Raw genomic sequence first — 12,515 nt, forward strand, 5'->3', positions numbered from 1 at the left:
AAGGAGGCGCGAATGCTGCAAATCTCTCATCTCTATGCCGATTATGGCGGTAAACCGGCGCTGGAAGATATCAATCTGACGCTGGAAAGCGGCGAACTGCTGGTGGTGCTGGGGCCGTCTGGCTGTGGCAAAACCACCTTACTGAATCTGATTGCCGGTTTTGTGCATTATCAGCAAGGCAGCATTCAACTGGCGGGCAAGCGTATCGAGGGACCGGGTGCAGAGCGCGGGGTGGTTTTTCAGAATGAAGGGCTGCTGCCGTGGCGTAATGTGCAGGATAACGTGGCGTTCGGCCTGCAACTGGCGGGGATGGAGAAAAAGCAACGTCTGGAAATCGCTCACCAAATGCTGAAAAAAGTCGGCCTGGAAGGTGCAGAAAAACGCGACATCTGGCAGCTTTCCGGCGGTCAGCGTCAGCGGGTAGGGATTGCCCGCGCGCTGGCGGCTAATCCCCGGATGTTATTACTCGACGAACCGTTTGGCGCGCTGGACGCCTTCACCCGCGACCAGATGCAAATACTGCTGCTGAAACTCTGGCAGGAGACAGGCAAGCAGGTGTTGTTGATTACCCATGATATAGAAGAAGCGGTGTTTATGGCGACCGAACTGGTTCTGCTTTCACCGGGGCCGGGTCGTGTGCTGGAGCGTCTGCGGCTCAACTTCGCCCGCCGCTTTGTTGCGGGTGAGTCGAGCCGCAGCATCAAGTCCGATCCACAATTCATCGCCATGCGCGAATATGTTTTAAGCCGCGTATTTGAGCAACGAGAGGCGTTCTCATGAGTGTGCTTATTAATGAAAAAATGCATTCGCGTCGGCTGAAATTGCGCTGGCCGCTCTCGCGTCAGGTGACTTTAAGCATTGGCACACTAGCGGTTTTACTGACTTTATGGTGGGCAGTGGCGGCGCTGCAACTGATTAGCCCGCTGTTTTTGCCGCCGCCGCAACAGGTACTGGCAAAACTGCTCACCATTGCCGGAACGCAAGGATTTATGGACGCCACGCTGTGGCAGCATCTGGCAGCCAGCCTGACGCGCATTGTGCTGGCGCTACTTGCGGCGGTGTTAATCGGCATTCCGGTTGGGATCGCCATGGGGCTAAGCCCGACGGTGCGCGGCATTCTGGATCCGGTAATTGAACTGTATCGCCCGGTGCCGCCGCTGGCCTATTTGCCGCTGATGGTGATCTGGTTTGGTATTGGTGAAACCTCGAAGATCTTACTGATCTATTTAGCGATTTTTGCACCGGTGGCGATGTCGGCGCTGGCGGGGGTGAAAAGCGTGCAGCAGGTTCGCGTTCGTGCCGCGCAGTCGCTGGGCGCCAGTCGCACGCAGGTGCTGTGGTTTGTCATTCTGCCTGGCGCGCTGCCGGAAATTCTCACCGGATTACGTATTGGTCTGGGGGTTGGCTGGTCTACGCTGGTGGCGGCGGAGCTGATTGCCGCGACGCGAGGCTTAGGTTTTATGGTTCAGTCAGCGGGTGAATTTCTCGCAACTGACGTGGTGCTGGCGGGGATCGCGGTGATTGCGATTATCGCCTTTCTTTTAGAACTGGGTCTGCGTGCGTTACAGCGCCGCCTGACGCCCTGGCATGGAGAAGTACAATGAGTGAACGTCTGAGCATTACCCCGCTGGGGCCGTATATCGGCGCACAAATTTCGGGTGCCGACCTGACGCGTCCGTTAAGTGATAATCAGTTTGAACAGCTTTACCATGCGGTGTTGCGCCATCAGGTGGTGTTTCTGCGTGAACAAGGCATTTCGCCACAGCAGCAACGCGCGCTGGCCCAGCGTTTTGGCGAGCTACATATTCATCCTGTTTACCCTCATGCCGAAGGGGTTGAGGAGATTATCGTACTGGATACCCATAACGATAATCCGCCGGATAACGACAACTGGCACACCGATGTGACATTTATTGAGACGCCGCCAGCGGGAGCGATACTGGCAGCGAAAGAGTTACCATCAACCGGGGGCGATACGCTATGGACCAGTGGTATTGCGGCGTATGAGGCGCTCTCTGTTCCCTTCCGTCAGTTGTTGAGCGGGCTGCGCGCGGAGCATGATTTCCGTAAATCGTTCCCGGAATACAAATACCGCAAAACGGAGGAGGAGCATCAACGCTGGCGCGAGGCGGCAGCGAAAAATCCTCCTTTACTACATCCGGTGGTGCGAACGCATCCGGTGAGCGGTAAACAGGCGTTGTTTGTTAATGAAGGATTTACCACGCGAATTGTCGATGTCAGTGAGAAAGAGAGCGAAGCCTTGCTAGGCTTTTTATTTACCCATATCACCAAACCGGAGTTTCAGGTGCGCTGGCGCTGGCAGCCAAATGATATCGCGATTTGGGATAACCGCGTGACTCAGCACTATGCGAATGCAGATTATCTGCCACAGCGGCGGATTATGCATCGGGCGACGATCCTCGGGGATAAACCGTTTTATCGGGCGGGGTGAAACGAGCGCGGACGGTCCCCTCGTGTGGCGAAAGAACGGTGATTTAGATAAAACGAATACGGACGGTCCCCTTGAGCGGCGAAAGAACGGTGATATAGATGAAGCGAGTGCGGACGGTCCCCTCGCCCCCTTGGGGAGAGGGTTAGGGTGAGGGGGCGTTCACCGTACTTTCAACAGGTTAACTCCCCCTTTCTGAGAGGAAACAAAATTAACGCAGAATCTTCTTCTCAGCCAGATCCAGCGCAAAGTAGCTGAAAATCAGATCCGCACCCGCACGCTTAATCGAACCTAAGCTTTCGAGCACTACTTTCTCTTCATCTATAGCACCCGCCAGCGCGGCGAACTTAATCATCGCGTACTCGCCGCTTACCTGATACGCGCCAATCGGCAGTTCAGTACGTTCACGCAGCTCACGCACGATGTCCAGGTACGCTCCGGCTGGTTTAACCATCAGGCAGTCTGCGCCCTGAGCTTCATCCAGCAGTGATTCACGAATCGCTTCGCGACGGTTCATTGGGTTCATCTGATAGCTTTTGCGGTCACCTTTTAATGCGCTTCCGGCAGCTTCACGGAACGGACCATAAAAGGAGGAAGCGAACTTGGTCGAATACGACATGATCGCCGTATCTTTAAAACCCGCAGCGTCCAGCGCCTGACGAATCGCCTGTACCTGACCGTCCATTGCGGCGGAAGGGGCGATGAAGTCTGCACCCGCAGCAGCAGCGACCACTGCTTGTTTGCCTAAATTTTCGAGGGTCGCGTCGTTGTCGACGCCGTGCTCGCACAGCACACCGCAGTGACCGTGAGAGGTGTATTCGCAGAAACAGGTGTCTGACATAACGATCATTTCAGGCACGGTCTGCTTGCAAATGCGTGACATACGCGCCACCAGACCATCTTCCCGCCAGGCATCGCTGCCCGTTTCATCGGTATGGTGAGAGATGCCGAAAGTCATTACTGACCGAATACCGGCATTGGCGATACGTTCGATTTCGCGCGCCAGATGTTTCTCTGGAATACGCATTACGCCCGGCATGGCTTCAACGGCTTTGTAGTCGTCAATTTCTTCTTCAACAAAGATCGGCAACACCAGGTCGTTAAGGCTAAGTGTTGTCTCTTCAAACATAGCGCGCAGCGCAGGAGATTTGCGCAGGCGACGAGGGCGTTGGATTAAGTCTGTCATGGTCTGCCTGATGTTTGTGGAATCGAGGGACATAGTATACCTGAAGCAGGGCGGGGGTGTTTTACGAAAGTTGTCGCGATGTTGACAAGAAGAGAAGGAAAGACCGGCCTGGACATCTTTTTAATATAAATAGCAATATTTTCATATTCACTGAAAATATTTTTAATTTTTATTAATTCTCCCTGATTATTGTTTTTGGGAGTTTGACTGCGCTGTTAAAAATAGAATGACTTAAAGTTCATTGTTTATTAATACATTATTTGTCTAATTTGCTGATGTAATATTTGTAGAGTATATAACTTTGAAATCAATGCTGTCATTAACAGATTGAAATGTTAGGTTTTTGTCTGTTTTTGTGATCTGTGTTTACACGTTATTCATATATGTCCACATTCGGACTTAGGGGAAAGAATAATTGAACCATTCATCTGTAACGCCGCATAATCGTAAACGCGAAACATAATATGTTTTCTATGCATTGATAATTGATGGATCAACTTATTACGTCCCTGAGGAGGGATGACAAATGCACTCCTGGAAAAAGAAACTTGTAGTATCACAATTAGCATTGGCTTGCACTCTGGCTATCACCTCTCAGGCTAATGCAGCGACCAACGATATTTCTGGTCAAACTTACAATACTTTCCATCACTACAACGACGCCACCTATGTTGATGGCGTTTACTATGATGGTTATGTAGGCTGGAACAACTATGCCGCTGATAGCTATTACAACGGCGATATCTATCCGGTCATTAATAACGCTACCGTTAACGGCGTAATTTCTACTTACTATCTGGACGACGGTATTTCTACCAATACCAACGCCAATAGTCTGACAATCAAAAACAGCACTATTCACGGTATGATTTATTCCGAGTGTATGACCAAAGACGGTTGTGCAGATCGCGCGAATGATTACTATCATGATCGTCTGGCGCTGACTGTTGATAATTCAACAATCGACGATAACTACGAACACTACACATATAACGGCACCTACAATAATGCCGCTGATACTCATGTTGTAGACGTTTATAACATCGGTACTGCCATCACTCTGGATCAGGAAGTTGATCTGTCCATCTCTAATAACTCTCACGTAGCAGGTATTACGCTGACTCAGGGTTATGAGTGGGAGGATATCGACGACAACACAGTTAGCACTGGCGTAAATAGCAGCGAAGTGTTTAATAACACCATCACTGTTAAAGATTCTACCGTGACCTCTGGTTCATGGACTGATGAAGGTACTACTGGCTGGTTTGGTAATACTGGTAATGCAAGTGATTACAATGGTAATGGCTGGATCGCTGACGATATCGCATTAGCAGTTATTGCACATCCTGCTGCTGATAATGCCATGCAGACTACTGCAACATTCGATAATTCCACACTGATGGGCGATGTACTCTTCTCAAGCAACTTTGATGAGAACTTCTTCCCACATGGTCGTGATAGCTATCGTGATGCCGATGGTGATGTAGATACTAACGGTTGGGATGGTACTGATCGCCTGGATCTGACCCTGAACAATGGCAGCAAGTGGGTTGGTGCGGCAATGTCTGCGCATCAGATTGGCGTTGATACTGATGACGATGGTGTAAATGACTCCTATACATATGGAATCAATACTGAAGCCACTGCAACTCTGATCGACATCGCAGCTAACAGCCTGTGGCCTTCGTCAACTGTTGGTGTAGAAAACAGCGACTCTGAATACAGCGAATTTGATCACATCATCGGTAACGAAGTTTACCAGAGCGGTCTGTTCAATGTGACCCTGAACACCGGTTCACAGTGGGATACCACCAAAACTTCTCTGATTGACACCCTGAGCATCAACAGTGGTTCAGCTGTTAATGTTGCTGATTCAACGCTGATTTCTGACTCTATCTCTCTGACAGGTCTTTCTGCGCTGAACATCAACGAAGATGGTCATGTTGCAACTGATTCACTGACTGTCGACAACAGTACCGTAACTATTTCTGATGAAGTTTCTGCTGGTTGGGCTGTAGGTGATGCTGCTCTGTATGCGAACACCATCAACGTTACTAACGACGGTATTCTGGATGTCGGTAACACTGCGGCGAATGCTTTGCAGGTTGATACTCTGAACCTGACCAGCACTACTGATACCAGTGGTAACATTCACGCTGGTGTGTTCAACATCGAAAGCAACCGCTTCGTACTTGATGCAGACCTGACCAACGACCGTACCAACGATACTACCAAGTCAAACTACGGTTATGGCTTAATCGCAATGAACTCTGATGGTCACCTGACCATTAACGGTAACGGCGATAACGATAACACTGCTTCTATCGAAGCCGGTCAGAACGAAGTTGATAACAACGGTGACCATGTTGCAGCTGCAACCGGTAACTACAAAGTCCGTATCGACAACGCTACTGGTGCTGGTTCAATCGCTGACTACAACGGCAACGAGCTGATTTACGTTAACGACAAAAACAGCAACGCTACCTTCTCTGCTGCTAACAAAGCTGACCTGGGTGCATACACCTATCAGGCTGAACAGCGCGGTAACACCGTTGTTCTGCAACAGATGGAGCTGACCGACTACGCTAACATGGCGCTGAGCATCCCGTCTGCAAACACCAATATCTGGAACCTGGAACAAGACACCGTTGGTACTCGTCTGACCAACTCTCGTCATGGCCTGGCTGATAACGGCGGCGCATGGGTAAGCTACTTCGGTGGTAACTTTAACGGCGACAACGGCACCATCAACTATGATCAGGATGTTAACGGCATCATGGTCGGTGTTGATACCAAAGTTGACGGTAACAACGCTAAGTGGATCGTCGGTGCAGCAGCAGGCTTTGCTAAAGGTGACATGAACGACCGTTCTGGTCAGGTAGATCAAGACAGCCAGTCTGCCTACATCTACTCTTCTGCTCGCTTCGCGAACAACATCTTTGTTGATGGTAGCCTGAGCTACTCTCACTTCAACAACGATCTGTCTGCAACCATGAGCAACGGTACTTACGTTGACGGTAGCACCAACTCCGACGCTTGGGGCTTCGGTTTGAAAGCCGGTTACGACTTCAAACTGGGTGATGCTGGTTACGTGACTCCTTACGGCAGCGTTTCTGGTCTGTTCCAGTCTGGTGATGACTACCAGCTGAGCAACGACATGAAAGTTGACGGTCAGTCTTACGACAGCATGCGTTATGAACTGGGTGTAGATGCAGGTTATACCTTCACCTACAGCGAAGACCAGGCTCTGACTCCGTACTTCAAACTGGCTTACGTCTACGACGACTCTAACAACGATAACGATGTGAATGGTGATTCCATCGATAACGGTACTGAAGGGTCTGCGGTACGTGTTGGTCTGGGTACTCAGTTCAGCTTCACCAAAAACTTCAGCGCCTATACCGATGCTAACTACCTCGGTGGTGGTGACGTAGATCAAGACTGGTCCGCGAACGTGGGTGTTAAATATACCTGGTAATATTCTTCACTGCGAAGAAATAGGTAATTTAATCTAAATAATGCCCGTCAAGGATTTGACGGGCATTACTGCAAAGGACGCGCAAATGTTATCTGTAGTTAAACCGCTTCAGGAATTTGGTAAGCTCGATAAATGTTTGTCCAGATACGGCACTCGCTTCGAGTTTAATAATGAAAAGCAAGTTATATTTTCAAGTGACGTTAATAGCGAAGACACATTCGTTATTTTAGAAGGTGTTATCTCTCTGCGTAGAGAAGAAAATGTACTTATCGGTATTACCCAGGCTCCTTTTATTATGGGACTGGCTGATGGTTTAATGAAAAACGATATACCATACAAATTAATATCAGAAGGAAACTGTACGGGATATCATCTGCCTGCCAAACAAACCATTTCTCTGATTGAACAACATCAACTCTGGCGTGACGCTTTTTACTGGTTAGCATGGCAAAATCGAATTCTGGAATTACGTGACGTTCAGCTTATTGGACATAATTCTTACGAACAAATTCGCGCCACTTTATTATCAATGATTGACTGGAATGACGAATTACGCGCACGTATTGGTGTGATGAATTATATCCATCAACGTACACGCATATCACGTTCCGTCGTCGCAGAAGTTCTCGCGGCTTTGCGCAAAGGCGGCTATATCGAAATGAATAAAGGCAAACTGGTCGCTATCAACCGTTTGCCTTCAGAGTATTAATCAGGACGCGGGGATGACCAGCGGTTTATTCCCGCTCAGTTCGGTTACCAGATCATTGATACCATCGCTCATGTTTTTAAAGCGAGTCAACGGCGAGCGAGTGACGACCACAAAAGCACCAATATTTTTTTGCGGGATCATCGCCATATAGGTAATGAATCCGCCGCCGCCACCAGTTTTCTGAATAATTCCCGGACGCCCATCTTTCGGCGCCATATATACCCAGCCTAAACCGAGCGCATCCGCTCTGCCAGGTACATCCATGCCGATCACTTTCGTAAACTGCGCGCGTTGATAAATCAGCGTCTGCATACGATCCGCCTGGTTACTGCGCTGATAAAAATCAGACGACAAATACTGCTGCATCCAGCGCATCATATCGCCAGGCGTGGAATAGACGCCGCCGCTACCGATTGCCGCCAGCGTGTTATTGCACGGACTGGCACCGCGCTCGGCAACCATTAAACGTCGGCACTGATCTGGCGATGGCGTGTAGGTGGTGTCTTTCATCCCCAACGGACGAGTGATCTGCTCTTCAAACAACTGTGTATAAGGCTTTCCGGACGCATTCGCCAGCGCATCCGCCAGCAGATCAAACGCAAGGTTAGAGTATGCAGCCTGACTGCCGGGCGCGGCTTTCAGCTTCGCCGTAGAAAGGTATTTCCAGCGTTGTTCGCGTGTCGGCCAGACAAACACCGGACGATTTGCTGCACCGCCAGGCTGTTCACGCGGCAGGGCGCTGGTATGGGTTGCCAGATTCACCAGCGTAATGGGCTTTCCATTGTAGGTCGGCACGCGTGTGCCTGGTAGAGCATATTTACTTAACGGGTCGTTTAACTTCACCGTGCCTTGATCGAGCAGCTTAACCAGCATTTCACTGGTCATCAGTTTAGTGAGGGACGCAATTCGGACTACAGAGTCTAATTGTGGGCGAACGTTATTACCGGGACGCGTTTCCCCATAACTGCGAAAGACGCGCTGATTACCGTCAATAACGACCAGTGCCATCCCCGTGGCACCGCTGCCGTAAAAAATATGATCGGCATAGCGATCGACAATATCAGAGGCGAACTCCGGTTCGGTGATCGGCTGTGCCGCATGGACGGAGGTCAATGACGCCGCACACAGCACGGCAGAAAAAAGCAGACTACGTTTCAACGGTGGTGTCCATAAATTAAATGAAGGTAACTGAGCGTATTTATACTACTCATAGATGGATTGCAAAGGGCGAATTAGTGCAATAATAGTGCTAAAAACGTAACGGCGCGTAAACACGATCTTTTTCCTGAGCACCAATGCCTGCATTTGTGATCCTGCGCGTGTGAATCTGCTAATGTAAACAATCCTTTGTTTGTGAAATCCGTCGAAACAATTCTTACGGTCAGCATGACGAACTAAGTACCTTGCCGTTGGTCACAATGGGCGGTTTCATTTAGCTGGCTCCTCGGAGCAATCATGCGGTTAATGCACAGCAGTTGTTAAAACGATAAGAAGTTAGCAGGAGAGCATATGTTTAAGTCTTTTTTCCCAAAGCCGGGAGCCTTTTTTCTCTCGGCCTTTATTTGGGCACTGATTGCCGTGATCTTCTGGCAAGCCGGTGGTGGTGATTGGGTGGCGCGTATCACCGGAGCTACTGGGCAGATCCCGATTAGCGCCGCACGTTTCTGGTCGTTAGACTTCTTGGTTTTTTACGCTTACTACATTGTTTGTGTAGGGCTTTTTGCGCTGTTCTGGTTTATCTACAGTCCGCATCGTTGGCAATACTGGTCAATACTCGGCACTGCGCTGATTATCTTCGTTACCTGGTTTCTGGTGGAAGTTGGGGTTGCCGTCAACGCCTGGTATGCACCGTTCTATGATCTGATTCAAACCGCGCTAAGTTCGCCGCATAAAGTCACCATCGAACAATTTTATCGCGAAGTGGGCGTCTTTCTGGGAATCGCGCTGATTGCTGTGGTGATCAGTGTGCTGAACAACTTCTTTGTCAGCCATTACGTGTTTCGTTGGCGTACGGCGATGAACGAATATTACATGGCGAACTGGCAACAACTGCGTCATATCGAAGGTGCCGCTCAGCGTGTGCAGGAAGATACTATGCGTTTTGCCTCAACGCTGGAGAATATGGGGGTCAGTTTTATCAACGCTATCATGACGTTAATCGCTTTTTTACCGGTACTGGTGACGCTCTCCGCACATGTACCGGAATTGCCGATTATCGGGCATATACCATATGGACTGGTGATTGCAGCCATCGTATGGTCGTTGATGGGAACCGGATTGCTGGCGGTTGTGGGTATCAAACTGCCGGGGCTGGAATTTAAAAACCAACGCGTAGAAGCGGCTTATCGTAAAGAGTTGGTCTACGGTGAAGATGATGCATCGCGCGCGACGCCGCCAACGGTACGTGAGTTGTTCAGCGCCGTGCGGAAAAACTATTTCCGCCTCTATTTTCACTATATGTATTTCAACATCGCCCGTATCCTCTATTTGCAAGTCGATAACGTTTTCGGTTTGTTCCTGCTGTTTCCGTCGATTGTTGCCGGTACGATTACGCTCGGACTGATGACGCAAATTACCAACGTTTTCGGTCAGGTTCGTGGTGCTTTCCAGTATCTGATTAACTCGTGGACTACGCTGGTTGAGCTGATGTCTATCTACAAACGTCTGCGTAGCTTTGAACATGAGCTGGATAGTGACAAAATTCAGGAAGTAACCCATACGTTGAGTTAAAAAGGAGAGGTAATGTCGCAGGTCACTCGTCTTTCTTCGCTTTCATTATTGGTAGTTCTGGTTTTAGCGGGGTGTAGTAGTCAGGCTCCGCAACCGTTGAAAAAGGGTGAAAAAGCGATAGATGTGGCGAGCGTGGTGCGGCAGAAGTTACCCGCCAGCGTGAAAGACCGCGATGCCTGGGCGAAAGATCTTGCCACCACTTTTGAAAGTCAGGGGCTGGCACCGACGCTGGAAAACGTCTGCTCGGTGCTGGCAGTGGCGCAGCAGGAGTCAAATTATCAGGCAGATCCGGCTGTTCCGGGCTTAAGCAAAATTGCCTGGCAAGAGATTGACCGTCGCGCCGAACGGATGCATATCCCCGCGTTTTTGGTTCATACCGCGCTAAAAATTAAATCGCCAAACGGCAAAAGTTACAGCGAACGATTAGATTCTGTGCGTACAGAAAAGCAGTTAAGCGCGATTTTTGATGATCTGATCAGCATGGTGCCGATGGGGCAGACGCTGTTTGGTTCGCTCAACCCGGTACGCACCGGTGGGCCGATGCAGGTCAGCATTGCTTTTGCCGAACAGCATACCAAAGGTTATCCGTGGAAAATGGACGGAACGGTACGTCAGGAAGTCTTCAGTCGTCGCGGTGGCTTGTGGTTCGGTACTTACCATTTACTGAATTATCCAGCGAGTTACAGTGCGCCAATCTTCCGTTTTGCCGATTTTAACGCTGGCTGGTATGCCAGCCGGAATGCCGCGTTTCAGAACGCGGTCAGTAAAGCCAGCGGCGTGAAGCTGGCGCTGGATGGTGATTTAATTCGCTATGACAGCAAAGAGCCTGGGAAAACAGAACTGGCAACGCGCAAACTGGCGGGCAAACTGGGAATGAGCGACAGCGAAATCCGCCGACAGTTAGAGAAAGGGGATAGCTTCTCTTTTGAAGAGACGGCACTGTACAAGAAAGTTTATCAGCTTGCAGAAGCGAAAACGGGGAAATCTCTGCCACGAGAGATGTTGCCTGGGATTCAGTTGGAAAGCCCGAAAATCACCCGTAACCTTACCACTGCATGGTTTGCGAAGCGCGTTGATGAACGACGTGCGCGTTGTATGAAACAGTGATCAATCGAGAACACCAGGCCAGATAAGGCGTTTTAGGCCGCATCTGGCAAAGTAAATCTTACTGGCGGCGATGTCGCCAGTGCAGCCATAGCGCCACCACTGCAAAAATGAAGCAGCCAACTAAAAACGGGATCAGCCCGAAAATAGTGCCGACTCCCAGACCAATTTCCACCCGTGGACGGCCTGTCTCTTGCACCTGCATCAAACGCTCATAAACGCCGGGCGCATGTACCAGGAGATTAAGCAATTGCGCCCCAGCCCAAAAGCAAAACAGTACAAACAGCGCATAGGCAATGTTGCCTGGCGTTGAAGAGGCGTTGCGATATTTTCCGCTAAACAGCGATTTTGACAGGGTGAAATCAGCCATAAAAACCTCCGGAAGTCATCTGCTTCTCTTCTGGTGTGATACCAGCGGCTTATGGCAAGTCTGACAGGTCATTTAGATTGTCAATATCAGAATCATGGTAAATTGATGGTGGGAATATTCCCGAAGCGTGAATATTCGCCATGAGTCACAAAACGGTAACTTTAAGTTAAATTTTTTAACGATACGGGAAATGCTGTCTACACCACAGACGTATGTTATCGATTATGCGAGGATGTGATTTTTCGTTAACGGAGCCGCCATGAATCTGCCTGTAAAAATCCGCCGTGACTGGCACTATTATGCGTTCGCTATTGGCCTGATTTTCATTCTTAACGGTGTGGTGGGGTTGCTGGGATTTGAAGCAAAAGGCTGGCAAACCTATGCAGTCGGTCTGCTGACGTGGGTGATTAGTTTCTGGCTGGCGGGAATGATTATTCGTCGTCGCGAAGAGGATACTGAAAACGCCCAATAACAGAGGATTGGGAATTC

11 protein-coding genes are annotated in these 12,515 nt (G+C 49.7%); 8 read left to right on the plus strand and 3 right to left on the minus strand.

Features of this window, described 5'->3' with window-relative positions:
* The first annotated feature begins 12 nt into the window (after positions 1-12).
* From tauB to tauD, 3 genes are read left to right on the plus strand one after another with little or no spacing between them, the layout of a single operon-like run.
* Complete coding sequence (tauB, locus tag RGV86_RS18035; RefSeq protein WP_105281367.1) at positions 13-780, plus strand: taurine ABC transporter ATP-binding subunit; 768 nt, start codon at positions 13-15, stop codon at positions 778-780.
* On the plus strand, positions 777-1,604 hold the full coding sequence (gene tauC, locus RGV86_RS18040; protein ID WP_000114626.1) for a taurine ABC transporter permease TauC: 828 nt from the start codon (positions 777-779) through the stop codon (positions 1,602-1,604). Before tauB ends, tauC begins: the two co-directional genes overlap by 4 nt.
* The gene (gene tauD, locus RGV86_RS18045) at positions 1,601-2,452 is read left to right on the plus strand and encodes a taurine dioxygenase (RefSeq protein WP_000004056.1); all 852 of its coding nucleotides are present in this window, start codon (positions 1,601-1,603) and stop codon (positions 2,450-2,452) included. The genes tauC and tauD overlap by 4 nt, the downstream gene beginning before the upstream one ends.
* A gap of 208 nt (positions 2,453-2,660) precedes the next feature.
* On the opposite strand, the gene hemB is transcribed toward tauD, so the two are convergent.
* A complete protein-coding gene (gene hemB, locus RGV86_RS18050; RefSeq protein WP_001295337.1) occupies positions 2,661-3,635 on the minus strand; it encodes a porphobilinogen synthase in 975 nt (324 codons plus the stop codon).
* Positions 3,636-4,161: 526 nt separating this feature from the next.
* Between hemB and ehaB the strand changes: the two genes are divergently transcribed.
* On the plus strand, positions 4,162-7,113 hold the full coding sequence (gene ehaB, locus RGV86_RS18055) for an autotransporter adhesin EhaB (protein WP_085460448.1): 2,952 nt from the start codon (positions 4,162-4,164) through the stop codon (positions 7,111-7,113).
* 85 nt (positions 7,114-7,198) lie between these two features.
* Positions 7,199-7,822, plus strand: a complete 624-nt coding sequence (iprA, locus tag RGV86_RS18060; RefSeq protein WP_010344702.1) for a hydrogen peroxide resistance inhibitor IprA — start codon at positions 7,199-7,201, stop codon at positions 7,820-7,822.
* Here the strand turns inward: iprA and ampH are convergent, their stop codons facing one another.
* Positions 7,823-8,980, minus strand: a complete 1,158-nt coding sequence (ampH, locus tag RGV86_RS18065) for a D-alanyl-D-alanine-carboxypeptidase/endopeptidase AmpH (protein WP_085460449.1) — start codon at positions 8,978-8,980, stop codon at positions 7,823-7,825. It abuts the gene before it with no gap.
* A gap of 351 nt (positions 8,981-9,331) precedes the next feature.
* On the opposite strand from ampH, the gene sbmA reads away from it, so the two are divergent.
* Both sbmA and yaiW read left to right on the plus strand, forming a co-directional pair.
* On the plus strand, positions 9,332-10,552 hold the full coding sequence (gene sbmA / locus RGV86_RS18070) for a peptide antibiotic transporter SbmA (protein WP_000477003.1): 1,221 nt from the start codon (positions 9,332-9,334) through the stop codon (positions 10,550-10,552).
* 12 nt (positions 10,553-10,564) lie between these two features.
* A complete protein-coding gene (yaiW, locus tag RGV86_RS18075) occupies positions 10,565-11,659 on the plus strand; it encodes a surface-exposed outer membrane lipoprotein YaiW (RefSeq protein ID WP_000084714.1) in 1,095 nt (364 codons plus the stop codon).
* 58 nt (positions 11,660-11,717) lie between these two features.
* Here the strand turns inward: yaiW and RGV86_RS18080 are convergent, their stop codons facing one another.
* Positions 11,718-12,026 carry a YaiY family protein gene (locus RGV86_RS18080; protein ID WP_000763150.1) on the minus strand — a complete coding sequence of 103 codons (309 nt, stop codon included), beginning with the start codon at positions 12,024-12,026 and terminating at the stop codon, positions 11,718-11,720.
* A gap of 259 nt (positions 12,027-12,285) precedes the next feature.
* Here RGV86_RS18080 and RGV86_RS18085 point away from each other — a divergent pair, with 259 nt between their 5' ends.
* Positions 12,286-12,498, plus strand: a complete 213-nt coding sequence (locus tag RGV86_RS18085) for a DUF2754 domain-containing protein (protein WP_016159209.1) — start codon at positions 12,286-12,288, stop codon at positions 12,496-12,498.
* Positions 12,499-12,515 lie beyond the last annotated feature (17 nt).

It is taken from the genome of Escherichia ruysiae, assembly GCF_031323975.1.
GTDB lineage: Bacteria > Pseudomonadota > Gammaproteobacteria > Enterobacterales > Enterobacteriaceae > Escherichia > Escherichia ruysiae.

What these genes read in the sequence shown, in the direction of transcription:
- hemB (WP_001295337.1), bottom strand. Translation starts at nt 3,635, where the DNA reads ATGACAGACTTAATCCAACGCCCTCGTCGCCTGCGCAAATCTCCTGCG.
- sbmA (WP_000477003.1), top strand. Translation starts at nt 9,332, where the DNA reads ATGTTTAAGTCTTTTTTCCCAAAGCCGGGAGCCTTTTTTCTCTCGGCC.
- ehaB (WP_085460448.1), top strand. Translation starts at nt 4,162, where the DNA reads ATGCACTCCTGGAAAAAGAAACTTGTAGTATCACAATTAGCATTGGCT.
- tauB (WP_105281367.1), top strand. Translation starts at nt 13, where the DNA reads ATGCTGCAAATCTCTCATCTCTATGCCGATTATGGCGGTAAACCGGCG.
- iprA (WP_010344702.1), top strand. Translation starts at nt 7,199, where the DNA reads ATGTTATCTGTAGTTAAACCGCTTCAGGAATTTGGTAAGCTCGATAAA.
- RGV86_RS18080 (WP_000763150.1), bottom strand. Translation starts at nt 12,026, where the DNA reads ATGGCTGATTTCACCCTGTCAAAATCGCTGTTTAGCGGAAAATATCGC.
- RGV86_RS18085 (WP_016159209.1), top strand. Translation starts at nt 12,286, where the DNA reads ATGAATCTGCCTGTAAAAATCCGCCGTGACTGGCACTATTATGCGTTC.
- tauC (WP_000114626.1), top strand. Translation starts at nt 777, where the DNA reads ATGAGTGTGCTTATTAATGAAAAAATGCATTCGCGTCGGCTGAAATTG.
- yaiW (WP_000084714.1), top strand. Translation starts at nt 10,565, where the DNA reads ATGTCGCAGGTCACTCGTCTTTCTTCGCTTTCATTATTGGTAGTTCTG.
- tauD (WP_000004056.1), top strand. Translation starts at nt 1,601, where the DNA reads ATGAGTGAACGTCTGAGCATTACCCCGCTGGGGCCGTATATCGGCGCA.